16 protein-coding genes and 2 pseudogenes are annotated in these 23,262 nt (G+C 72.1%); 8 read left to right on the forward strand and 10 right to left on the reverse strand.

Features of this window, described 5'->3' with window-relative positions:
• Nucleotides 1–53 precede the first annotated feature (53 nt).
• Together S1361_RS32575 and S1361_RS32580 are read left to right on the forward strand one after the other, a co-directional pair.
• A complete protein-coding gene (locus tag S1361_RS32575) occupies nucleotides 54–359 on the forward strand; it encodes a 4a-hydroxytetrahydrobiopterin dehydratase (RefSeq protein WP_208035455.1) in 306 nt (101 codons plus the stop codon).
• Nucleotides 360–364: 5 nt separating this feature from the next.
• The gene (locus S1361_RS32580) at nucleotides 365–1,141 is read left to right on the forward strand and encodes a class I SAM-dependent methyltransferase (RefSeq protein ID WP_208035456.1); all 777 of its coding nucleotides are present in this window, start codon (nucleotides 365–367) and stop codon (nucleotides 1,139–1,141) included.
• Between the two features lie 456 nt (nucleotides 1,142–1,597).
• Here S1361_RS32580 and S1361_RS39530 read toward each other — a convergent pair.
• Both S1361_RS39530 and S1361_RS32590 read right to left on the reverse strand, forming a co-directional pair.
• Nucleotides 1,598–1,851, reverse strand: a pseudogene (locus tag S1361_RS39530) (cellulose binding domain-containing protein); the annotation flags it as partial.
• A gap of 133 nt (nucleotides 1,852–1,984) precedes the next feature.
• Nucleotides 1,985–4,897, reverse strand: a complete 2,913-nt coding sequence (locus S1361_RS32590) for a glycoside hydrolase family 48 protein (RefSeq protein ID WP_208035457.1) — start codon at nucleotides 4,895–4,897, stop codon at nucleotides 1,985–1,987.
• A gap of 316 nt (nucleotides 4,898–5,213) precedes the next feature.
• Between S1361_RS32590 and S1361_RS32595 the strand changes: the two are divergent.
• From S1361_RS32595 to S1361_RS32610, 4 genes and pseudogenes are all read left to right on the forward strand, one after another.
• Nucleotides 5,214–5,623 (forward strand): annotated as a pseudogene (locus S1361_RS32595) (cellulase family glycosylhydrolase); the annotation flags it as partial.
• Between the two features lie 73 nt (nucleotides 5,624–5,696).
• The gene (locus S1361_RS32600; RefSeq protein ID WP_208035458.1) at nucleotides 5,697–7,451 is read left to right on the forward strand and encodes a glycoside hydrolase family 6 protein; all 1,755 of its coding nucleotides are present in this window, start codon (nucleotides 5,697–5,699) and stop codon (nucleotides 7,449–7,451) included.
• 191 nt (nucleotides 7,452–7,642) lie between these two features.
• A complete protein-coding gene (locus S1361_RS32605) occupies nucleotides 7,643–8,536 on the forward strand; it encodes a class I SAM-dependent methyltransferase (RefSeq protein WP_208035459.1) in 894 nt (297 codons plus the stop codon).
• Nucleotides 8,537–8,608: 72 nt separating this feature from the next.
• A complete protein-coding gene (locus S1361_RS32610; protein WP_208035460.1) occupies nucleotides 8,609–9,316 on the forward strand; it encodes an SDR family oxidoreductase in 708 nt (235 codons plus the stop codon).
• Between the two features lie 13 nt (nucleotides 9,317–9,329).
• Here the strand turns inward: S1361_RS32610 and S1361_RS32615 are convergent, their stop codons facing one another.
• Entirely contained in the window at nucleotides 9,330–10,025 is a 696-nt protein-coding gene (locus tag S1361_RS32615) for a glycoside hydrolase family 75 protein (RefSeq protein ID WP_208035461.1), read from the reverse strand.
• 206 nt (nucleotides 10,026–10,231) lie between these two features.
• Here S1361_RS32615 and S1361_RS32620 point away from each other — a divergent pair, with 206 nt between their 5' ends.
• A complete protein-coding gene (locus S1361_RS32620; protein WP_208035462.1) occupies nucleotides 10,232–10,843 on the forward strand; it encodes a hypothetical protein in 612 nt (203 codons plus the stop codon).
• Between the two features lie 111 nt (nucleotides 10,844–10,954).
• Here the strand turns inward: S1361_RS32620 and S1361_RS32625 are convergent, their stop codons facing one another.
• The 6 genes from S1361_RS32625 to S1361_RS32650 all read right to left on the reverse strand — a co-directional run bounded on the left by S1361_RS32625 (nucleotide 10,955) and on the right by S1361_RS32650 (nucleotide 20,235).
• Nucleotides 10,955–11,791 carry an aldo/keto reductase gene (locus S1361_RS32625; RefSeq protein ID WP_279577635.1) on the reverse strand — a complete coding sequence of 279 codons (837 nt, stop codon included), beginning with the start codon at nucleotides 11,789–11,791 and terminating at the stop codon, nucleotides 10,955–10,957.
• An 88-nt stretch (nucleotides 11,792–11,879) separates the two neighbouring features.
• Complete coding sequence (gene afsR, locus S1361_RS32630) at nucleotides 11,880–14,870, reverse strand: AfsR/SARP family transcriptional regulator (protein WP_425088094.1); 2,991 nt, start codon at nucleotides 14,868–14,870, stop codon at nucleotides 11,880–11,882.
• 992 nt (nucleotides 14,871–15,862) lie between these two features.
• Entirely contained in the window at nucleotides 15,863–16,666 is an 804-nt protein-coding gene (locus S1361_RS32635) for a trypsin-like serine protease (protein WP_208035463.1), read from the reverse strand.
• On the reverse strand, nucleotides 16,663–16,980 hold the full coding sequence (locus tag S1361_RS32640; RefSeq protein WP_208035464.1) for a CU044_2847 family protein: 318 nt from the start codon (nucleotides 16,978–16,980) through the stop codon (nucleotides 16,663–16,665). The genes S1361_RS32635 and S1361_RS32640 overlap by 4 nt, the downstream gene beginning before the upstream one ends.
• A gap of 145 nt (nucleotides 16,981–17,125) precedes the next feature.
• On the reverse strand, nucleotides 17,126–18,952 hold the full coding sequence (locus S1361_RS32645) for an AMP-dependent synthetase/ligase (protein WP_208035465.1): 1,827 nt from the start codon (nucleotides 18,950–18,952) through the stop codon (nucleotides 17,126–17,128).
• A 410-nt stretch (nucleotides 18,953–19,362) separates the two neighbouring features.
• Nucleotides 19,363–20,235 (reverse strand): LysR substrate-binding domain-containing protein, encoded by an 873-nt coding sequence (locus S1361_RS32650; protein ID WP_208035466.1) that lies wholly within the window; start codon nucleotides 20,233–20,235, stop codon nucleotides 19,363–19,365.
• Between the two features lie 168 nt (nucleotides 20,236–20,403).
• Here S1361_RS32650 and S1361_RS32655 point away from each other — a divergent pair, with 168 nt between their 5' ends.
• A complete protein-coding gene (locus tag S1361_RS32655) occupies nucleotides 20,404–21,420 on the forward strand; it encodes a bile acid:sodium symporter family protein (protein ID WP_208035467.1) in 1,017 nt (338 codons plus the stop codon).
• Here the strand turns inward: S1361_RS32655 and S1361_RS32660 are convergent.
• Nucleotides 21,370–23,247, reverse strand: a complete 1,878-nt coding sequence (locus S1361_RS32660; protein WP_208035468.1) for an exo-alpha-sialidase — start codon at nucleotides 23,245–23,247, stop codon at nucleotides 21,370–21,372. The genes S1361_RS32655 and S1361_RS32660 overlap by 51 nt on opposite strands.
• Nucleotides 23,248–23,262: the final 15 nt, after the last annotated feature.

A 23,262-nucleotide genomic window follows, 5' to 3' on the forward strand; every position in this document is an offset into this window, starting at 1 on the left:
AACCGTGACCGCCCCTCCCCGCACGGGGACAAGCACCGAAGGGAGCCCCGGCCATGGCCGTCGAACCGCTGTCGCAGAAGGAGATCGAGGACCGGCTGGCCGAACTGCCCGGCTGGTCGGTCGACGGCGACCGCCTCACCCGCTCCTACCGGCTCGGCTCGCACTTCGCGGCGGCCGCGCTGGTCGTGCACATCGCCGGCATCCAGGACGAGCTGGACCACCACTCCGACCTCACCCTCGGCTACAACACCGTATCCCTGAGCGTGAACACGCACAGCGCGGGCGGCGCCGTCACCGGGAAGGACTTCGCTCTCGCCCGCAGGGTGGAGGACATCGCCCCAGGCCACGGGGCACACTGAGCGATGTGCTCGATTACGAGAAGGAAGCCGGCGACTACGACGCCTTACGCGGCGGCGAGGCCCGCGCCCACGAGGCCGCACACGCCGTCCTCGGCCTGATACCGGAGCGGCCGGGCCGCCTCCTCGACGTCGCCTGCGGCACCGGGATCGTCACCCGGCGGCTCGCCGCCGCGCGCCCCGGGCTGCGGGTGACCGGCGCGGACCTCACCCCCGCCATGGTCCGCATGGCCGCGGCCCGGCTGCCCGGCGCGATCGTCCGGGCCGACAGCCGCCGGCTGCCCTTCCCCGCCGGCTCCTTCGACGCGGTCACCAGCATCTGGCTGCTGCACCTGCTCGCGGACCCCGAGGACGTCCGCGCCGTGGTCGCCGAGTGCGCCCGGGTGCTGCGTCCCGGCGGGACGTACGTCACGACGGTCGACAAGGCCGCCGCGCACGACGTCGGCAGCGACATCGACGCCGTCCTCGCGGCCCGTCCGCGCCACCCGGCCGCCGACGCCGCCGGCACCGTCACCGCGCACGCCGTCCGGTCCGGACTGCGGCCCGCCGGCCACGGCGCCTTCCGCGGCACCGGACAGGGCCGCAGCCCCCGCACCACCATCGCCGACCTGCGCCGCGGCTGGTTCACGGCGCTGCCGCCGGGCGAGCCGCGCACCGAGGAGTTCGCCGCACGCCTGGCCGCACTCCCCGGCCAGGACCGTCGGCGTCCCGACCCCCGGTTCAGCGTCCGCGCCTTCCGCAAACCGGCGGCCGCCGACGAGTCCGGCGGCTTGCGCACCGGCTAGCAGGGACCGCACGACCCCGCCGGGGACCCGGGGACCCGGGGACCTCGGAGAGCCGTGGCCGCGCCCCGAAGACACCCCGCGGGCCCGTCGCGCGCGGCATCCGCAGGAAGCGGACGCGGTCCGAGACCGGCCGCGGCTGCGCGTCCGGCCGCACGCCTCTCCGGCCGGGACCTTCGACCCGGGCACGGTGTCCGCAAGCAGACGACGAGGACCGTCGCCACGGCACGGCGGGAGGATGGGACGGGAAGGGCGCCACCCGCTTCTCGCGGATCCGGATTGCGCGGTGCACGGCAGTCGGCCGCTTCTCCGCGTGGTCGACGCGTCCTTCCCGCTGCTACCAGCACACCACGGGAACCGCCGCCGCACCAGGGCGGAGCCGCATCTTCCCCGGGGCGACGCGCAGCGGACCACCGTACGACGAGGGCGCGCGCCCTCGCCCGGGTCAGCTGGTCGTACAGGTTCGGCGTTCGTGTCCGACCAGCTCCCCGTGAACCCGAAGGCCACCGCGCCGGCGCCGACTGCGTGTAGCCGGCGTTCCACGGCTGCGTGATCTTCTGGCCGTTCGGGAAGGTCCAGCCGAGGGACCAGCGGTTCCGGACCGTCGAGCCGGTGTTGGTGAGCCGGACGTCCGCCTGGAAACCGTCCGACCACTGGTCGGTGCTCTTGTAGGTCACCGTGCAGGCGCCGGACGGGGGCGCCTGGTGGGCGTCGTCGTCGACACGGGTCCAGCTCGGGGGAGGAGAGCATGAGAGCCGGGCGGTCCCCTGTGCGGGTGGGGGCCGCCCGGCCCGGTGGCCCCGTCGGCCTGTGACGGGGCCGGGCACGCGGAGCGCCAGCGGGGACTTATTCGAGCAGCTCCGCGTACGAGCCCATGGCCAGCGCGATGTCGGCCTGCGCCCAGAAGCGGTGGTAGGTGAAGACGGGCGCGGCACCGCCCCTGAGGTAGGCCTCGATCTTCGACCAGTTCGGGTCGCTCTTGTAGAAGGACCGGAGCGAGGTGAAGGTGGACGAGGAGTTGATCGCGTCGCCGTTCGGCATGGTGCCGGTCCAGCCGCTCGGCACGTAGACGCTGTCACCGAACCGGCTGTAGTCGGTGCGGGTCTCGGGGACGGCGATGCCGAGGCCGTCCTGGTGGTTGTTCCACATGCCGTCCAGCAGCGCCTTCGCCGTGGACTTGGCGGCGGCGTCGCCGGACCTGGCGGCGTAGTACGTCAGGGTCCTGGCGTAGGCGGCGGCCACGCCGACGTCGTCGGTGTAGTCGGCGACGGTGACGTGCAGTCCGCTGTTGGAGCCGGGACTCGACGGGTTCCAGGTGTCGGGCCGGCCCGACCACTGGAGGGTGGAGGGGATCCGGTAGGTGCCGTCCGGGTTGATCGTGGTCTTGGACAGCGCCCACTTCACCCACTTGTCCAGGACCGCCTTGGCCTGGGCGTTCCCGGTCTGCTGGTAGTACTCGGCGACCCGCTCCACGGACCAGGCCTGGAACCCGAACCACTGGTTGGACGGCGGGTCGTGGTAGACGGGCTGCCAGTCGTAGGCCATGCCGTAGAAGGTGGAGGTGCCGGCCGGCGGGGTGGCGTACCGGCCCTGCCAGCTGTTGGTCGCACCGCCCGCGATCGCACCCTCGGACGACTGCAGCCACTGGTAGAACTCCAGCTGCCGCTGAAGCGACTTGCCCCAGTCGGTCGCGCCGGTCGCCGACCTGGGCTTCAGATCGGCGTAGGAGCTGAGCGCGTACGCGGCGAGCGGGTTCTGGTACCCGCCGTGGACATGGCTGGAGCCGATCCGCCAGGCCCAGCCGGCGGATGTGTCGGTGGCCCCGCCCCAGGCGTAGTACCAGGACAGCAGGTAGTGCGAGGCGTCCTTGCCGGTGCCGGCCGGGCAGGCGGAGGCGCCCACACAGTTGCCGATCTTCTTGAAGTACTTGTCGTACATCGCATACCGCAGGTAGTCGCCCATCTTCGCGGCCTTGGCGACCGTCGCGGACACGTCCGCGCTCCTGCCCTGCGCCTTCGCCCACACGTCGGCCCAGTACGCGGCCTGCACCGCGCGGGCGTCCGCGTCCGGGGCGTCGGTGTACTTCCACTGCCTGGCGTACGAGCTGTCGCCGGTGAACAGGTCCAGGTAGCCGTTCCTGCCGCCGTACTTGAAGGCGTCGCAGGTCGGCTGCGGAACGGTCTCCCACACCGACTCCTGCGGGCCGCGCTGGAAGGTGTTGATGTACGACGGTCCGGTGGCCGCCGGACCGGCCTCGCACCTGCCGGGCCCGTTGCCGTAGCCGTAGACGTTGTCCACGTCCTGGATCCAGTGCATCCCGTAGACGTCGTCCGTGCCGTAGGCCGACTTCAGTTCACCGGACACCGGATCGGAACCCACCGACACCGACGTGTCCAGCCTGGCCGGATATTCGTTCGGCGTGTCCAGCTCGGGTGCGTACGTCGCCGGTTTGGAGGCGTTGTAGAAGGAGTTCGTCGGCTGGTCGGCGTGCGTGGGGATCATGTACTTCTCCATGAGCTCCCAGGCGCCGTTGAACTTCGACCAGTCGCCGGTGACCTTGCCGTACATCGCCTGCAGCCAGAGAAGGTAGCTGTAGGCCTCGGACGTGGTCTCGTGGCCCTGGTCCGGAGCCTCCACGATCAGCGTCTCCACCGAGTGGTACGGGCCCTTGGGGGAGAGGTAGCCGTTCGCCGGATTGGTGATCTTCCCGTACAGGTCCAGGAACCGGGCGTCGTACGCCTTCGACGCGGGCAGCTCGGTGACGGTGACCGTCGCCCTGGTGTGGCCGGTTGCCGACGCGGTGAAGGTCGCGCTGCCGGTGCCGGAGGAGTCCGCCGTGATGGTCACCGTCTGCGCGGTGTTCCAGTCCGACGGGGTGAAGGTCAGCGAGGAACCAGCCGTCACGGAAAGGCCGGTGTTGCCGTCCGTACGGGCCGTGCTCACCGTCACGTTCGCGCTCGGCCGCGTCGACAGCTTCACCGAGAACGTGCCCGACCGCCCCTGCTGCACGCCCAGTTGGCTCGGCGAGGCGACCACCGCGGGCCCGGAGGCCACGGTGATGCCGACCGGGGTGGAAGCGGCGGACGCGCCGAGGCTGTCGTAGGCCTTCGCCACCAACGAGTGACTGCCCACGGTCAAACTGGAGACCGAGAGCGAGTACGGAGCGCTGGTGTCCGTGCCCAGCAGCGTGGTGTCGTCGTAGAACTCGACCTTGCCGATGGTCGCGTCGTCGGCCGCCGCCGCGGTCGCCGCCAGCGGCACCGCGGTCCCCTGCGTGTAGACGGCGCCCGCGCTCGGGCTGGTCAGCACCGTCACCGGCGGCTGGTGGGCGCCGGCGCAGGTCGTGCCGTTGACGGTGAAGGCGGTGGGGGCGGTGTTGGTGCCGCTGTAGGTGAACTGGGCACCGGTGGAGACGGCGGCGCCCGCCGCGATGGTGCCGTTGTACGAGGCGTTCTTCACGGTGACCGTCCGGCCGGACTGGGACCAGGTCCCGTTCCAGCCGTTGGACAGCTTCTGGTCGCCCGCGTAGGCGTACGACAGTGTCCAGCCGTCGATGGTGTCGGTGCCGCGGTTGGTGATCGTGAGGTCGGCGGTGAAGCCCGCACCCCAGTCGTCGGTCCTGTAGTCGACACTGCACTGCACCGACGCCGCGTGTGCGGCCGGCGTGCCGGTGGCGAGCATCGACAAGGGCAGTGCGAACGCGGCGGCCACCGCCGTCCACAGTCTGCGCACGGTTCTGCGCTTGCGTCCGGGATCCATGTGCCGGTTCCTCCTTGCGGGCGTGCGGCTCGGGAGAAGACAAGGCTTGAACCAGTGGGAGCGCTCCCATAGTGGGGACGGGGCCGGGAGCGGTCAAGGTGCTTGAAGAGTCGAAAAACTTCGACAGGTCCGGTCGAGGAAAAGTCAGGCAACTCCCCTGGGCTTTGCGGCCACTTGGCGCTACCTTCCTTCGCACCAGTGGGAGCGGTTCCATTCAGTCGACGCGTCCGCCACGGCGCGCCACACTGCAAGGAGTCGCTCATGCGACACCCCACGCGTTCAGTACCTTTGGCCGCCGGCGGCGCGTTCGCGCTCGATCTCGTACGAGGTCGCCGGCATGCAGGATCTCGTGGACGGTATCCGGGCCACCGGCGCCAAGAACGTCATCATGGCCGGCGGGCCGGCGTATTCCAACGACGTCGGCCAGTGGGCCGCCTACAGGCCCACGGACCCGGCCGGCAATCTGGCCGCCGCCTACCACGTCTGCAACTTCAACACCTGCTCCAGCGAGAGCTGCCGGAACTCCACCCTCGCCCCGGTCGCCGCCCAGTCCCCCTGATCGCCGGGGAGACCGGCGAGAACACCTGCTCCCACCGGTTCGTCGACCAGGTCATGGAGTGGTTCGACGACCGCGAACTGTCCTACCTGGGCTGGACCTGGAACACCTGGGACTGCTCCTCCGGACCGTCCCTCATCTCCGCCTACGACGGCACACCCACCGCGTAGGGCATCGGGCTGCGCGACCACCTGCGCGCCCTCACCCCGTAGATCCCACGGAACTTCGAAGGAACCCGCACTCATGAGTCGTACCAAGACAACATTCCTGGTCGCCCTGGGGCTTCTCGCCGGAGCCTCCGGAACGGCGTTCGCGGCCCTGCCCGGCAGCCCGGTCGCCGCCGTCGTGCCATGTGCCGTCGACTACAAGATCCAGAGCCAGTGGGACACCGGCTTCACCGCCGCCGTGACCATCACCAACAACGGTGCGGCCAAGTCGAGCTGGTCGCTGAAGTGGTCGTACGGCGGCACCCAGAGGGTCACGAGCGGCTGGAACGCGAGGATCAGCCAGAGCGGCACCGCGGTCACCGTGTCCAACGAGGCCTACAACGGCGTGCTCGCGACCGGTGGCACGGTCGGCTTCGGCTTCAACGGCACGTTCAGCGGCAGCAACCCGGTCCCCGCCGCCTTCACGCTCGACGGCGTCACCTGCAACGTGGCCGATGGCAGCGGCGGCAGCGGCGGCGGCACGGGCGGAGACACCGGGGGCGGTACGGGCGGTGGGGGCGGCGGTGGCGACACCGGCAGCCGCGCCGACAACCCCTACGCCGGAGCCAAGGGTTATGTGAACCCGGAGTGGTCGGCCAAGGCCGCCGCCGAACCGGGCGGCAGCCGCATCTCCAACCAGCCCACCGCCGTGTGGCTCGACCGGATCGCCGCCATCAGCGGCGTGAACGGCGGGATGGGCCTGCGCGCCCACCTGGACGAGGCACTGAAGCAGAAGGGATCGGGCGATCTCGTCGTCCAGCTGGTCGTCTACGACCTTCCCGGCCGCGACTGCTCCGCCCTCGCCTCCAACGGCGAACTGGGACCGAACGACATCGACAAGTACAGGACCCAGTACATCGACCCGATCGCGTCGATCCTCTCCGATGCCAAGTACGCGGGCCTGCGCATCGCCACCGTCATCGAACCCGACTCCCTGCCCAACCTGGTCACCAACGCGGGCGGCACGGCAGGCAGCACCGACGCCTGCGTGACCATGAAGGCCAACGGCAACTACGAAAAGGGGGTGAGCTACGCCCTCGACAAGCTGGGTGCCATCCCGAACGTCTACAACTACATCGACGCCGGTCACCACGCCTGGCTCGGCTGGGACTCCAACCTCGGGCCCACCGTCCAGGAGTTCTACAAGGTCGCCACCACCAACGGCGCGAGCGTGGACGACGTGACGGGCTTCATCGTCAACACCGCCAACTACGGTGCCACCAAGGAGCCGTACTTCAAGGTCACCGACAGCGTCGACGGCCAGACCGTGCGCCAGTCGAAGTGGGTCGACTGGAACCAGTACGTGGACGAGCAGTCCTTCGCCCAGGCACTGCGTGACAAGCTTGTGGCGGCCGGCTTCAACAGCAACCTCGGCATGCTGATCGACACCTCCCGTAACGGTTGGGGAGGCTCCGACCGGCCCACCCGGTCCGGCCCGCCGACCTCCGTCGACGACTACGTCAACGGCAGTCGCGTCGACCGGCGCATCCACGCCGGCAACTGGTGCAACCAGAGCGGTGCCGGCCTCGGCGAACGGCCGACCGCCGCCCCGGCGGCCGGGATCGACGCCTACGTGTGGATCAAGCCCCCGGGGGAGTCGGACGGAGCCAGCTCCGCCATCCCCAACGACGAGGGCAAGGGCTTCGACCGGATGTGCGACCCGACGTACACCGGCAACGCCCGCAACGGCAACAACCTCTCCGGCGCCCTGCCGAACGCGCCGCTGTCCGGTCACTGGTTCTCCGCCCAGTTCCGGCAGCTGATGCAGAACGCCTACCCGCCGCTGCCGTAGCAGGGTGAACCTCCGCCGGGGCCGGACCGCACCGGTCGGGCCCCGGCGACGGACGCCGGCGGCCAGCAGGTCGGCTGCGTCCTGCCGTCCTTGCCGTGGCGCCGCCCGCTTTTGCCGTATCGGCAACACCGCTGGCCTCGGTCCGGTGTGCCGTCGCACCCTGACGGCACCCGGAAGAGAGGCTGACCACCATGGCGCACGACCACCAGGACACCGAGCACGGGCACCGGCACGGGCACGGCACGGACATCGACTGGAACGAGTTGGGTCCCCTGCTGGAGTCGCAGGCGGAGCTGTTCACGCCCGTGTACGAGCGGGTCATGGCATGGCTCGGTCGGGAAGTGACCGAGCCGGGGCTGATCGTGGACGCGGGCAGCGGTCCCGGTGTGGTCTCCTGCCTGTTCGCCGAGGCGTTCCCCGGGGCCCGGATCGTCGCCGTCGACGCCGCAGCGCCGCTGCTGGAACGCGCCCGAGCCCGGGCCGCCCGCCAGGGCTTCGCCGACCGCTTCGACACCTTGGCCGGTGAACTGCCCGGCGTGCTGCACGAGTTGGACTATCCTGCGGACCTGTTGTGGGCCAGTCGCAGCCTGCACCACCTCGGCGACCAGCGGGCCGCGCTCGCCGCGTTCGCCGAACGGCTCGCCCCGGGCGGCACCCTCGCCCTCCTGGAGGGCGGCCTGCCCTCCCGCTTCCTGCCCCGCGACATCGGCATCGGCCGCCCCGGACTGCAGGCGCGGCTGGACGCGCTGGAAGAGGACTGGTTCGCGCGGATGCGCGCCGACCTGCCCGGCTCCGTCGCCGAGACCGAGGACTGGCCCGCCCTGCTGGCCGCCGCCGGCCTCCGGCACGCCCGCACCCGCACCTTCCTCCTCGACCTGCCCGCCCCCACCCCCGACCGGGCCCGCGCCTACGTCGCCGCACATCTGTCCCGGCTGCGCGACGGCATCGGTGACGCGCTGGACGCCGAGGACCGCGCCACCCTCGACCGGCTGCTCGACCCGTCCGACCCGGCGAGCGTGCACGTACGGCCCGACGTGTTCGTGCTGGGCGCGTACACCGTGCACACGGCGGTCCGCCGGGGGTGACCCGGACGCTTGACTTCGAGCGCTCTCCAAGTGATCTACTCCCGGCGTTCACCGACGTACAGGGGGCCAGGCATGACCACGAACGACACTCCGGTCGCGCTCATCACCGGCGGAGGCACCGGTATCGGCGCGGCCGTCGCACGGCAGCTGCTGGACGCCGGGTGGCGGGTCACCGTCACCGGGCGCACGGAGCGGCGGCTGCGGGATTTCGCCGACGGGCTCGGGAATCCGGAGGAGCTGCAGACGATCGCCGGTGACGCGGCGTCCTTCGAGGACGTGCAGAGCGCGGTCGACCGCACGCTCAAGGCGTACGGCCGGCTGGACACCGTCGTCGCCAACGCGGGCTTCGCCACGCACGACACCGTGGCGGACGGCGATCCGGCGGGCTGGACCGAGATGGTCCTCACCAACGTCCTCGGCCCCGCCCTCCTCATCCGCGCCTCCGTCGACGCGCTGAAGGAGACCGGCGGCCGGATCGTCCTCATCGGCAGTGTCGCCGGGTTCGTGCACGGCCCCGGCAACCTCTACGGCGCCACCAAGTGGGCGGTCACCGGCCTCGCCGAGAACACCCGGCGACAGGTGACGGACTTCGGGATCGGTGTCACGCTGGTCGCCCCCGGCCGGGTGGAGACCCCGTTCTGGGACGCCTACGGCAGCCTGCCCCCCGGGCACCTCCTGACCGCCGGCCAGATCGCCGACTCGGTCGTCTGGGCGATCCGGCAGCCGGCCGGGGTCGACGTCAACACGGTCGTCGTCCGTCCGCTGGGTCAGCCCAACTGACGGCGGTGGAACCTCAGTTGTTCGCGATGAACTGCTTGGCCAGCTTGTCGCCGAGGGAGACCGCGGCGCTGTGGCTCTCGATGGGGGAGACCTGGGAGTTCTTGAACAGGATGTAGGTCACGCCCGATTCGGCGCCGCCGGTCGCCGGATCGGGGTCGATGCCGAGCGCCTTGGCGGTGGCGTACGACGCCTCGCCGATGATCTTCGAGGGGCCGGTGTCGCCGACGACGGCGTACTCGACCTTGTTGTTGTAGATCACGGCGACCACGCCGCCGCCCTTGATGCCGGCGCTGGAGTAGTTCCAGATGCTGCTGGTGCTGGGCACGACGACGTACGGCAGGGTCTCCGCCTTCAGCGGCTTGCCGTCGGACTGGTGGAAGGCGGTGTCGTCCAGGTACCAGGGGTCGCGGTCCTCGTTGCAGTTCGCGGTGCGCTGGCCGTCGCAGTCGATGTCCATGTCGGCCTTCCAGAACACCGCGCCGTTCTTGCCGCACACGGGGACCGTGGCCGATGTCTCGTCGTCGGTCTTGTACTTGCCGTTGGAGACCTGCGAACAGGATGTCACCTTGGCGAGCAGGTCGGCGGCGCTGACCGTGCCCTCCTGTGCGGACTTGGGGGAGGCGGCGGCGGAGGCGTGCGCGGGGAGGAGTCCGGCGGCGAGCAGGGCGGTGCCGGAGGCCGCGGCGAGGGTCAGTGTTCGGAGGCGCACGGGAAGCCCTTCTGTTAGGAAAGTTTCCTTACTGGCTGGCACCCACCGTGGCCCTCTCGGCATGCCCTCGTCAACCCTCGGCTTGCGAACGGCCGAAACGTGTGCGTATTGCGGTGACTTACCGGGGCGTAGAGACTGGACAAGCCGGATATTTCCCTCTTGGTCCGGCACTGTCGGCGGTCCCGTACCTCCGGAGGTGAGGGCTCATGTTCGTACGCGCGGTGTACGCGACCGGAAATCCGGCCCTGCTCGACACGGCCGTCCGGTCGGTCAACAGCGAGGGGCGTGATCTGCTGGAAGAACGCCCCGGATACCGGGGCGCGGGCGTGTTCGCGGACCGGGAACTCGGCAAACTCCTCACGGTGAGCTGGTGGGAGACCGAGGAGGCGCGGCACAACAGCGACGAGGTGATGCGCGAGCGGCGCGCGGCACTGCTGGAACCGTTCGCGGGCACCGTGGCCGTCGCCAACTACGAGGCGGCGGTGTTCCACCAGATCAGCCACCCGCGGCAGGGCGGCGGACTGCGCGTGACGAGGATGGAGTTCGACCCGCGGGACGCGGATCTCGTCGTCGACACCTTCCGGGCCACGGTGGTGCCGCGGGCCGAGGCGCTGCCCGGACTGGCCGGAGTCTGCCTGCTGATCGACCGTGAACGGGGGCGGGCGACGGCCGGCACCCTGTTCCTCGACCGTGCCTCCCTGGCCGCCTCGCGCGCGGCCGTGGCGACCTTGCGCCACGAGGCGTCGGCGAAGGCGCAGGTGGACGTCGTCGGCCTGGAGGAGCTGGAAGTGATGTACGCGGACGTGCGCTTCGAGTGAGCCGGGCCGCCCGGCCACGCGGTACGTCCCTCGTGCCCGGCCGTGCGGCCCGCGCGGCGGCGGGGCGCACGGCCGGGACCGGCGAGGACGGTGCCGCCCTCGCGCCGGGCGTCAGCCCATGTCGAAGGCGGCGGGGTCGGGACCCAGGCGCCGGTCCTCGTCGAGGGCGCTGATCGCGGCGAGGTCCTCGTCGTCCAGGCTGAAGTCGAACACCTCGATGTTCTCCTTGATCCGGGACGGCGTCACGGACTTCGGGATCACGATGGTGCCGAGCTGCAGGTGCCAGCGCAGCACGACCTGGGCCGGGGTGCGGTTGTGCTTCTGCGCGATCGCGACGATCGCCGGCACCTCCAGCAGACCCTTGCCCTGGCCGAGCGGCGACCAGGCCTCGGTGGCGATGCCCTGCTCGGCGTGCAGCGCGCGTGCCTCGCGCTGCTGCAGGTGCGGGTGCAGCTCGATCTGGTTGACCGCCGGGACGACCGAGGTCTCCGAGATCAGCCGCCGCAGGTGCTCGGGAAGGAAGTTGGAGACGCCGATGGCGCGGACACGGCCGTCGGCGAGCAGCTTCTCGAACGCCTTGTAGGTGTCGATGTACGTGCCCCGGGACGGCAGCGGCCAGTGGATCAGGTACAGGTCGACGTAGTCGAGTCCCAGCTTCTCCAGCGACGTGTCGAACGCGCGCAGCGTGGAGTCGTACCCCTGGTCGCTGTTCCAGAGCTTGGTGGTGACGAAGATGTCCTCACGGGGCAGGCCGGAGGCGGCGATGGCCTTGCCGGTGCCCTCTTCGTTGCCGTAGATCGCAGCGGTGTCGATGCTGCGGTACCCGGCCTCCAGCGCCGTGGCGACGGCCCGCTCGGCCTCGTCGTCCGGCACCTGCCAGACGCCGAAGCCCAGCTGGGGCATCTCGACGCCGTTGTTGAGGATGATCGGGGGGACCTTGCTGCTCACGGGCCTCTTGATCCTTCGGTTGTCGACAGGTGGTACTCATATCGTCAACGATCACGGACCGCTGTGCATTCCTGACCGCGGAATCCGATCAGCTTCCCGCGGCACGGCCGGCTCCGTCGCCCGCCGTACGGCCGGAGCGGTGCAGCCGTTCCCGCAGCGGACGGCACAGCTCCTCGCCCTCCGGGCCGCGGACGCGTTCGTACACCGCCAGGGCCTCGGCCCAGCAGGTCCGGGCCCGCGCCGACTCGCCCTGCCCGGCCATCGCGTCCCCCAGGACCACCAGCACGTCGGCCCGTCGCCGGTCGCCCCCGACCCGGCTGAGCACCGCGAGCGCCTGCTCCGCCTCGGCGGCCGCCCGGCCGGGCTCCCGCAGCGCCAGCCGGATCTGGGCGCGCCGGAAGCGGACCATGCCCTCGCCGAGTGTCTGGCCGCAGTCCTCGAAGATCACCAGCGCCTGATCCAGCTGGCTCAGGGCCTCGCCGGTCCGGCCGGTCGCGGACAGCGCGATGCCGAGCGCGTACCGCGACTCGGCCAGCGCCAGGGTCGCGGCCTCGGAACCGATGCGCTCGACGGCCTCCGCGGCCAGCGCGACGGCGCTGCGCACATTGCCGATGCCCGCCTCGACGTGGGACAGCTGGCACAGCGCGCTGGCCACACCGAACGGGTTGTCGTCGGCGCGGAAACGGGACAGCGCCTCGCGCAGACAGCGGTTCGCCTCCGGGAACCTGCCCTCCTGGAGCGCGATGACACCGCGGTCGTACTGCACCCACGCGCCGGTCACCGGGTCGTCGACGGCGAGGGCCAGCACCAGCGCCCGCTGGGCCTCCGCGTCGGCCGCGCGCAGGTCGCCCGCCGTCAGGTGCACGGCCGTCAGCGCGGCGCACGCCCGGCCCTCGGCCTGCGCGTCACGCGCCGCGTGCGCGGCACGCTTCGCCGCCGCGGCGGTCTCGTGGTACAGCCGGGGACTGCGGACGCCGACCGTGTCCTTGACACTCCACAGCAGATCGATCGCCCGGCGCAGCCGTGTGCCGTGCGCCAGCTGCCGGGCGCAGGACAGAATGCCCTCCGTCTCCGCGCCCAGCCAGCGTCGCGCGTCCTCCAGGTAGGAGAACTCGGCCGCCGCACGGGACGTCGGCGCCAGGTGCTCCACACTGCGGTCGCCGGGGTGCTCCACGGCGTACGCCTCGGCCGCGCTCGCCAGATAGAAGTCCAGCAGCCGGGTCAGGGCCGCGTCGCGCTCCTCGGGGGCCTCCCGCTCGGCGCAGGCCCGGGCGTACAGGCGCGTGAGGTCGTGGAAGCGGTAGCGGCCCGGTGCCGCGGACTCCAGGAAGCCGGTGTCGACCAGCGCCTCCAACTGGTCCTCCGTCTCCTCCGGCGGCCCGTCCAGCATGGCGGCGGCAGCGGCGAGCGAGATGTCCGGCCCGTCGGCGAGCCCGATGAGCCGGAAGGCCCGCGCCTGGTGGGGTTCCAGCTGGCCGTAGCCGAGTTCGAAGGTGGACCGCACCGCGAGGTCGCCGGCCTGGAGTTCGTCCAGCCGGCGCCGTTCGTCGGCGAGCTTGGCGGCCAGGACGGCCACGGTCCAGGTCCGCCGGGCCGCCAGCCGGGACGCCGCGATGCGGATCGCGAGCGGCAGGAAACCGCAGGCGCTGACCACGTCCAGGGCCGCCTCCCGCTCCGCGGCCACCCGCTCCTCGCCCACGATCCCGGTGAAGAACTGGACCGCCTCGTCGGGGCTGAGCACATCGAGGTCCACCAGATGGGCACCGGCCAGATCGACCATGCGCACCCGGCTCGTGATGAGGGTCGCGCAGCCCGGAGCGGCCGGGAGCAACGGCCGCACCTGCGCCGAGTCCCGGGCGTTGTCCAGCAGCACCAGGACCCGGCGCCGGTCCAGCATCGAGCGGTACAGCGCCGCGCGGTCGTGCAGGGAGTCCGGGATCTGGGCGTCGGGGGTACCGAGGGCGCGCAGAAAGCTGCCGAGCACGGTCTCGGGCTCCGCGGCCCGTGGTCCCACGCCCTGGAGGTCCGCGTAGAGCTGCCCGTCGGGGAACGCGGACCGGGCGGCATGGGCGACGTGGACGGCGAGGGTCGTCTTGCCGATGCCGCCGATGCCGGCGGCGCCCGAGATGGCCGTCAGGAAGCCCGGTTCGGTCGCCAGCAGCGTCACCAACTCGTTCACGAGCGCCGTCCGGCCGGTGAAGTCCGGGACCGTGGCGGGCAGTTGTGCGGGCCGCACGAGGGCCGCCCGGTAGGTCGCCTCGGCACCGTCGGCGGCACCGCCCAACGCCGGGTCGGACTCCAGGATGCGCTGCTGGAGTTCGCGCAGCGCGGGCCCGGGGTCGACGCCCAGTTCCTGGGCGAGGAGCCGTCGGGTGTCGGCGTACACGGCGAGGGCCTCGGCCTGCCTGCCGCCGCGGTACAGCGCCAGCATCTGCAGCTCGCGAAGGCGCTCGCGCAGCGGGTGCGCCGCGGTGAGCGAGGTGAGTTCGGAGACGGCCTCCGCGTGCGCGCCCAGCTCCAGATCCAGGCCGAGCCGTGACTCCCGCAGCTCCAGCCGCCATGCCTCCAGCCTGGCCCGGTGCGCCTCGGCGAACGGTCCGGGCACCCCCGCCAGCGCCTCCCCGTCCCACAGCGCCAGCGCCTTGTCGAGCAGCATCCGTGCCCTCGCGGACTTCCCGTCCGTACGGCAGCGTTCCGCTTCGGCGGCGAGGTGCTGCGCCTGCTCCAGGTCGAGGGAGCCCGGCGCGGCCGCGAGGGCGTAACCGCCGGATTCGCTGACCAGGACGCCGGGGCTGAGGATCTTGCGGAGCCGGGACGCGTAGGTGCGCACGGCCGCCAGTGCCTGTGACGGGGGGTCCTCCCCCCAGAGGGCATCGATGAGTTCGGCGGCGGTGACGGTGCGTCCTGCGCGCAGCAACAGGACGGCGAGCAGGGCGCGTTGCTGGGGCGAACCGGAGGGCACCTCGTCGCCGTACCGGTAGAGCCGTACCGGGCCGAGCACCTTGAACTGCTGGGGCGGGGCCGGTGCGGCCGTGGCTCGCCGGCGTGCCGGTGCGGACGTCGTGGGGGGAGGGGGCAAGGCAGGGGCGGCGGGCCGGCTGCCGGGTCGCGGGCGGGCCGCGGCCGAGCCGCGGGCGGCGATCTCGGCCCGCTCGCGTGCGGTGGCCGCCAGACGGCCGGCCGCCCGCAGCCGTCGTCCGTCCCCGCTGTGCACGGCTGCGTCGCCCTCCGCGGCGGCGAGGCTCACCAGCGCCGCCACCGCCTGGGGGTGCAGGGCCCCGGCGGTCGCCGCCGACTTCTGCGCCGCGATGGCCAGGACGTCCGCCGCCCGCTCCATGCGGTCCCGGTCGTCGGCGGCTCTGGCGGACTCGAACTCGGCGGTCGCCAGCGCCACCAGCGCGGACAGCGCGGCCGGATGCTGTCCGCCGAGCACCGCGACGAGGCGCCGGACGGTCAGCTCGATGTCGTCGACGAGCCGGTCCGCGTCCCGGTGCCGGTCCTGGATCCGGGCCGCCGCGGCGAGGACACACGTCACCAGCAGGTTCAGTTCGAGACGGTCCACGGTGTCGCCGTCGTCCTCCGGCACCCGGTGCAGTGCCTCCGCCGCGGCCTCGGCAGCCCCGCCGGGGTCCCCCAGCCGCAGCCGCGTCGCGGCCAGGTTGGCGAACGTCCTGGCGGCGACGAGGCCGGTGTCCTGGCGGGCGCCCAGTTCCACGGCGGTCCCCAGCACGGTCGAGGCGGCCGGCAGGTGGCCGTGGTCGGCCAGGACGACGGCCAGGTGGTTGAGCGAGTCGAGGTCGTCGCGCAGCCGCCGCGCGTCCCAGGCCAGGCGGGACACCACCTGTTCCAGAAGGGCGTGCGACGCGGCCCGCAGACCGAGGGCGTCGAGCCGCCCGATGAGCCGGGCGAGGACCCGGCCGAGATCCGGATGGGCCAGCAACGCCTCGCTCTGGCTCAGCAGCCGGGCCGCGACGGCGGCGCGCTCACGGTCGGTGATCCGGTCCGGGCGCGCCTGCTCGGCGTGCCGCAACGCCTCGCGCCACACCCAGGGAACGTCGGGTGCCGTCCCGGTCATGCGCCGCCTCCGCCGAGTTCCTTGTCGATGAGCTTCTGGACGGTCAGGAACTTCAGCTCGGCGAGCTGCGCCGGGTCGAGGATCCTGCGTTCGGCCCAGTCGTCCAGCTGGCGCAGCAGCGCCTCGGTGCCGGAGAACCGCGGGGGCTGCGGACCGTCCGCGGCGGCTCGCGATCCGGCGGGGCGCAGTACGTCCACGAGGTGCGCGACGTCGAGGTGGTCGAAGCGGCGCATCGCCTCCCCGAGGGTGGCCGCGATGAGGACGTTGGTGGCACGGGAGCCGTCGGACCGGTCCGGGGTCTGCTCGATGAGGATGCCCACCACCGCGGGCCGCCGGTCGCCGCCGGGCGGCACGCCCTCCACGGGCCCGCCCGAGTAGCCGGAGTAGTCGCCGAGCTGCTGGTCCGCGGTGAGCTGGAGCGCCTCGATGGTCGCCCCGCCGGCGCACAGATGCGGTGCGGTGCGGTCGATCCGGCCACTGAGGTGGACCTCGTCGGCGGCCGGCCGGTACGGGCCGTGCCAGCGGTCCCCGTCCTGCGCCACGTCCGCCGCGGGGATCGGCAGGTCCACGTGGTGCTCCGCGGCGATCTCGACCAGCGCCAGGTCTGCTTCCTCGTCCTGCCGGCGGACCCGGCCGCCGACACTGCGCCCGTCGGCGAGCCGGATGTCGACGCACTCCTCCACGGCCAGGCCGCGCAGACAGTGCAGCGCGGTGAGGACGAACCGCCGGGTGAGCAGGAAGCCGCCGCCGAGCCGCTGCCGGGCCTGGTAGAGGTCGACCCAGTACCCCGCGCCGGTCACGGCGTCCCCGTCTCCGGGGTGCGCTCCACGGTGAGGGTCACTTCGAAGGAGGCCTCGGCGGACGCCTTGGACAGGATGACGCCGGCTTCCGCCGCCAGGGTCAGTCCGAAGGTGACGTCCAGGCTCCGTACCTGCCATCCGTCGCGCCGGGGCACCCGGTCCAGGGAGCGCTGGGCGATCTCCGAGGCCTGCACGATGGCCTGCTCGATCTCGGCGGCGCGTGCGTCGAGGCCATCGGTGGTGCGGGTGCGGCTCGCGATCTGCCGGTTGCCCGCCGCGTCGAGCGACACCGTCTCGACCCTGATGTCGGCCATGACCGTACTTCCCCCGTGTGCGCTGGAGCCTGCGATGACGGACCGTGGCCCTGGCGGGCGGAGATCCCAACAGGAGCGTAGCCGCGGGGACTTGGTGCCGCGACCGCTTCCCGCGGCAACGCCGGGTGCGGTTCCGGCCGGCCGGTCACATCCGGTACAGCGCCTCGACCTCGTTCTCGTACGCCTTCTCGATCGCCTTCCGCTTCAGCTTCAGTGACGGTGTCAGCAGCCCGTGTTCCTCGGTGAACGGCTGGGCGAGGATGCGGAAGGTGCGGATCGACTCGGCCTGGGAGACGAGGGTGTTGGCGGCGACCACCGACCGCCGCACCTCCGTCTCCAGGTCCGGGTCGCGGACCAGGTCGGCCGGGGCCAGCCGGGGCTTGCCGCGCATCTGGAGCCAGTGTTCGACCGCCTCCTGGTCCAGGGTGACCAGGGCGGCGATGTACGGGCGGTCGTTGCCGACCACGATGCACTGGCTGACCAGCGGATGTTCGCGGACCCGCTCCTCCAGCACGCCTGGGGAGACGCTCTTGCCGCCGGAGGTCACCAGGATCTCCTTCTTGCGGCCGGTGATCGTCAGATAGCCGTCCTCGTCGAGGGAGCCGAGGTCGCCGGTGGCGAGCCAGCCGTCGTGCAGCGTCTGGTCGGTGGCCTTGGGGTTGTTGAGGTAGCCCTGGAAGACGTTGCCGCCGCGCAGCCAGATCTCCCCGTCGTCGGCGATGTGCACGGTCACGCCCGGGATGGCCTGGCCCACGGTGCCGTAGCGGGTGCGCTCGGGCGGGTTGGCGGTCGCCGCGGCCGTCGACTCGGTCAGGCCGTAGCCCTCGTAGATCTGCACGCCGGCCCCCGCGAAGAACAGCCCCAGCCGGCGGTCCATGGCCGATCCGCCGGACATCGCGTTGCGTATCCGGCCGCCCATCGCCGCGCGGACCTTCGCGTACACCAGCTTGTCGAACAGCTGGTGCTGCATCCGCAGCCCCGCCGACGGGCCCGGCCCGGTGCCCCACGCCTTCGCCTCCACCGCCTCCGCGTACTTCACGGCGATGTCGACGGCCTTCTCGAACGGCCCGCCCTTGCCCTCCTTCTCGGCCTTGCGGCGGGCGGCGTTGAAGACCTTCTCGAAGATGTACGGCACCGCGAGGATGAACGTCGGCCGGAACGCGGCCAGGTCGGGCAGCAGGGCGGCCGCGTGCAGCTGCGGCTGGTGCCCGAAGCGGACCCGGCCGCGGATCGCGGCAATCTCCACCATCCGCCCGAAGACGTGCGCCAGCGGCAGGAACAGCAGGGTGGACGCCTCGTCGCCCTTCTTCGAGTGGAACACCGGCTCCCACCGCCGGATCACGGTGTCCGCCTCGAACATGAAGTTGCCGTGGGAGATCACACAGCCCTTGGGGCGGCCGGTGGTGCCGGAGGTGTAGATGACGGTGGCGACCGAGTCCGGGGTGACCGCCTCCCGGTGCCGGTGCACCACCTCGTCGTCCAGGTGCGCTCCCGCGTCGTACAGCTCCTGCACACAGCCGGCGTCCAGCTGCCACAGCTGGCGCAGCTGCGGCAGCCGGTCGATGACGGTGGCGATGGTCATCGCGTGGTCCTCGTGCTCCACGATCGCCGCGGACACCTCGGCGTCGTAGAGCATCCAGAAGCACTGCTCGGCCGAGGAGGTCGGGTAGACGGGCACCACCTGTGCGCCGATCGTCCACAGGGCGAAGTCGAAGAGGGTCCACTCGTAGCGGGTGCGGGACATGATCGCGACCCGGTCGCCGAACCTGACGCCGCGGGCGAGGAGGCCCTTGGCGAGGGCCATGACCTCGTCGCGGAACTCGGCGGAGGTCACGTCCCGCCACTGTCCGTCCGCATCCTTGCGGCCGAGCGCGATGTGCAGCGGGTCGGTCAGGGCATGGTCGAAGACGACGTCTGCCAGACCGCCCGCCGGCGGCGCCGACGCCAGCGGAGGGTTGGTGAACTCGCGCAACCTCGCTCCCCGTGTCTCGCGCCTCAGTGACGTTGGTCCACGCACCGCACAGTGCGCTGAAAGCTACCCCACCCGGTCGGTATCCGGGAGGGGTACGGAACCCGAGCAAACCTCACGTTCCACCCGTACGACGGTCGTGAAATGCCCGCACATGGGGAAGGGCCGGACACAATACTGACGGGTCAGTAAGTTTCGGTTCCGTAATCTCCACCGAATCTGTACGCGCCGGTTACGGCCGCCCGCGCGCGGCGGGTGCCGCGGACGACGGCGGTGACGGCGAGGCCCGGGAACCACGCGGTGACGGCGAGGGTCAGGAACCGGCCACATGGCGGACGCGAAGGCGATCTCGTGGTGGGTGGGCCAGGGCCCGGCCGACGGAGCCCGGCGCGTCCGCGGCCGTGGTGAAGGGGTCAGCCGCTGCTGCTGCGGCGCAACCGCTCGCCGCCCGCCAGGACCGCCGCCGCCAGCGCGTTCGCGGCGCCCTCCGCCGGCCCCCGGCGGCGGCCGTGGACGAGGACGAAGTCGACCTTGCCGAGATCGGGCAGGCCCGCACGGTCGGGCAGCCGGAACAGGCCCGGCGGGATCAGCCGCCGGGAGTGGGCCATCACCCCGAGCCCGGCGCGGGCCGCCGCGATCAGCCCGTTGAGGCTGCCGCTCGTGCACACGATCCGCCACGGGCGGCCCTGCCGCTCCAGCACCTCCAGCGCCCGGGCCCGGGTGATGCCCGGCGGCGGATACACGATCAGCGGAACCGGGCGGTCGGGTTCCAGACGCAGCCGCTCCGCGCCGATCCACACCAGGTCGTCGCGCCAGACCAGCTCACCGCGCGGATCCTCCGGACGCCGCTTGGCCAGCACCAGGTCGAGCTTCCCGGCGGCCAGCTGCTCGTGCAGCGTCCCCGACAGCTCCACCGTGAGTTCCAGGTCGACCTCCGGGTGGTCGTAGCGGAAGCCCTCCAGGATCTCCGGCAGCCGGGTCAGCACGAAGTCCTCCGAGGCGCCGAAACGCAGCCGGCCACGCACGCGCGTACCGGTGAAGAATGCCGTGGCCTGCTCGTGCACCTCCAGGATCCGGCGGGCGAACCCCAGCATCGCCTCGCCGTCGTCGGTCAGCTCCACCGAGTGGGTGTCCCGCGTGAAGAGCTGCCGGCCGGCCGCGTCCTCCAGCCGGCGCACCTGCTGGCTGACCGTGGACTGGCGCAGCCCCAGCCGCCGGGCCGCCTGCGTGAAGCTCAGCGTCTGGGCGACCGCCAGAAAGGCGCGCAGCTGCGTCGGGTCGTACACACCGCCCGAGCCTAGCGCGGTCATCGTGATTCGTGATGACAGTGAGAGCGGTGTGCGGGATTCCCGATCGGCCACCATGGGAGCACGATGGAAGGGGCCCACGCCCCGGCAACGTCCGTCACCCACCGTCATCGGAGCACTGTGAAACGCCTGCGCCGGCCGAGTCGGATGCCGATCGACCCGTACGTCCTGCTGCTGCTCGGGACGGTCGGTCTCGCCGCGCTCCTGCCCGCCCGGGGCGTCGCCGCCGACGTCACCTCCGGCGCCTCCACGGCCGCGATCGCCTTCCTCTTCTTCCTCTACGGCGCCCGGCTCTCCACCCGCGAGGCACTCGACGGACTCAGGCACTGGCGGCTCCATCTCACCGTGCTGATCTGCACCTTCGTCGTCTTCCCGGTGTTCGGGCTCGCCGCCCGCGGACTGGTGCCGGTCCTGCTGACCCAGCCCCTCTACCAGGGCCTGCTCTTCCTGACGCTGGTGCCCTCCACGATCCAGTCGTCCATCGCCTTCACCTCGATCGCCCGCGGCAACGTGCCCGCCGCGATCTGCGCCGGGTCCTTCTCCTCCCTCGCCGGCATCGTCCTCACCCCGCTGCTCGCCGCGGGACTGCTGGGGGGCGACGGGGTCGGGTTCTCCACCGACTCACTGCTGAAGATCGTGCTCCAGCTGCTGGTGCCGTTCCTCGCCGGGCAACTCCTGCGGCGCTGGATCGGCGGCTTCGTCACCCGGCACAGGAAGGTCCTCGGGCTCGTCGACCGCGGCTCCATCCTGCTGGTCGTCTACACCGCCTTCAGCGAGGGCATGAACCAGGGGATCTGGCACCGGGTCAGTCCCGTACGACTGGCCGGCCTGCTCGGCGTGGAGGCCGTGCTGCTGGCCGTGATGCTGCTCCTGACCTGGTACGGCGGCCGGGCCCTGGGCTTCGGCCGGGAGGACCGGATCGCCATCCAGTTCGCCGGCTCGAAGAAGTCCCTCGCCTCCGGACTGCCCATGGCGAGCGTCCTCTTCGGCAGCCACGCCTCGCTGGCCGTCCTGCCGCTGATGCTCTTCCACCAGATGCAGCTGATGGTGTGCGCGGTCATCGCCAAGCGGCGCGCCCACGACCGCGAGGCGACCGCGGACGCGCCCGAGGGGTCAGCCGCGCACCCGGTCGAGGGGCAGCCAGAGGACCGTGTCCCGCGGTGACCGCAGGACGTCCGGGTCGGACGGCTCGTCGTCGGCGAGTGCCCGGTCCCAGACACGCACCTCGTCCAGCGCGCCGGTGAAGAAGGCGCGGCTGTCCATGCGCTGACCGAGATGGACGCCGAAGGGAGAGTTACGGCTGACGGAACCCGGTACGTCGGCGACGGCGGACTGCACACCGTCGACGGACAGCGACAGCCGGCCGCCCCCGCGGCGGAGCACGGCGTGATGCCAGCGGCCGTCGTTGTACGCGGTCTCCGTGCGCACGTATGCGGTCCGCGGTGGACCGGCGCCGTCGCGTACGGTGATCAGCGCCTGTACGCGGTTGTTCGCCGGCTCCCCGCGCAGCCACACCTGCGGCTGGCTGGTGCCCACCCCGCCCATCCACAACAGCGGCTGCTCCCCGGCCGTCGCCGTGTACCGGAACGACAGCGACGCCGTGAAGTCCTTCGTGCCCAGGGGGAGGCCGGAGCGGAACGGCAGACGTACGGCGTCGTCCGTGCCGTCGAACTCCAGGGCGTCCCCGGACACTCCGTCCGTCTCCTCAGGGCCGCCGAGCACCACCGCCGGGCGGGCGTGCGGGGCCAGGTCGGCGGTGACCGGGTCGGGGCCGCGGCGCGGGGCGAGCCAGTCCTCGGTGAAGCGGGCGAAGCGGATCTCGTCGCGGGCGTCCACCGCACCGCCCTCGTACATCAGGCCGACCGTGCCGGAGCCGATGCGCACCAGGTCGGAGTAGCCGGACCAGTCCGTGCTGACCACCGTGCCGCGGTCGACGCCGTCCCAGGTCCGGCCGCCGTCGTAGGAGGAACGGATCATCATCGTGCGCCGCCGGTCGGGGTCGCCGGGGCAGGCGAGCAGAAGACGGTCGCCCAGGCGCAACAGGGAGCCCTGCACCTGCGGGGTGTACAGAGCGGGCAGGTCGTGGAAAGGGGCGGTGAAGCCGGTGCCGCCGTCGCGGCTGACGGCCTGCGTACGGTGACCGAGGTCGGTGCCGTCCTGCTCCCGGCCGCTGACCAGGACCGAACCGTCACCGCGCTCGGCGAGCGTCAGTTCGGAGGGCTTCTGCCGGAACGTGCCGTCGGGGGCGATGGGCCAGGTGTCGGTGGCGCCGATCCGCCAGTGGCCGCCGTGGTCGTCGCTGACGATCAGGGCCGCGTGGTTGGCGGTGACCCTGCTGCCGTTCCACGTCTCGGCGTTGACCCCGAAGACCAGGCGCCCCGCGTACCGGCCGCGGGTGAGCTGGATGCCGTGCACGGGCCCGGTGGCGTACCAGGAGTTGTAGTCGGCGGGCAGGATCTCCGGGCTCAGATCGCGCGGCTGTGACCAGGTACGGCCGTCGTCGTCGCTGTACTGCAGATGCGGGGTGCGGTCGCAGGGGACCGGGCAGCCGGCGCTGTCGGTACGGCCCGTGTTGTAGGTCTCGGCGAGCCAGACGCGACCGGTGGCGCGGTCCACGACCGGCGCCGGGTTGCCGTGGGTGTCGCCGGCGCCCTCGTTGACCACCTGTAACGGCCCCCAGGTGCGGCCGCCGTCGGTGGAGCGTTTGAGGACGATGTCGATGTCGGCCGCGTCCCCGCAGTTGAGGACCCTGCCCTCGGCGAACGCCAGCAGTGTCCCGTCGGCCGATCTGACGACCGCCGGAATGCGGAAGCACGCGTAGCCGGGGTCCTGTGCGGCCTTGAACAGCACCTGTTGCTCGAACTCCGGTGCCGCCCCTGCCGGCCGGGCGTGCGCGGGGTGGGCGGGGACGAGCGGTGCGAGCAGGCCGGCCGCGACGGCGGCGGCGGTGGCGAGTACGGATCCGGGACGGGCGCGAAGACCTGACGGCACGGCGTGACCTGCCCT

Origin of the sequence: Streptomyces cyanogenus (assembly GCF_017526105.1) — a bacterium.
Lineage (GTDB): Bacteria > Actinomycetota > Actinomycetes > Streptomycetales > Streptomycetaceae > Streptomyces > Streptomyces cyanogenus.

Coding starts and splice junctions, on each gene's coding strand:
- S1361_RS32575 (WP_208035455.1), top strand. CDS start 54: ATGGCCGTCGAACCGCTGTCGCAGAAGGAGATCGAGGACCGGCTGGCC.
- S1361_RS32620 (WP_208035462.1), top strand. CDS start 10,232: ATGTTCGTACGCGCGGTGTACGCGACCGGAAATCCGGCCCTGCTCGAC.
- S1361_RS32590 (WP_208035457.1), bottom strand. CDS start 4,897: ATGGATCCCGGACGCAAGCGCAGAACCGTGCGCAGACTGTGGACGGCG.
- S1361_RS32600 (WP_208035458.1), top strand. CDS start 5,697: ATGAGTCGTACCAAGACAACATTCCTGGTCGCCCTGGGGCTTCTCGCC.
- S1361_RS32655 (WP_208035467.1), top strand. CDS start 20,404: ATGCCGATCGACCCGTACGTCCTGCTGCTGCTCGGGACGGTCGGTCTC.
- S1361_RS32610 (WP_208035460.1), top strand. CDS start 8,609: ATGACCACGAACGACACTCCGGTCGCGCTCATCACCGGCGGAGGCACC.
- S1361_RS32605 (WP_208035459.1), top strand. CDS start 7,643: ATGGCGCACGACCACCAGGACACCGAGCACGGGCACCGGCACGGGCAC.
- S1361_RS32640 (WP_208035464.1), bottom strand. CDS start 16,980: ATGGCCGACATCAGGGTCGAGACGGTGTCGCTCGACGCGGCGGGCAAC.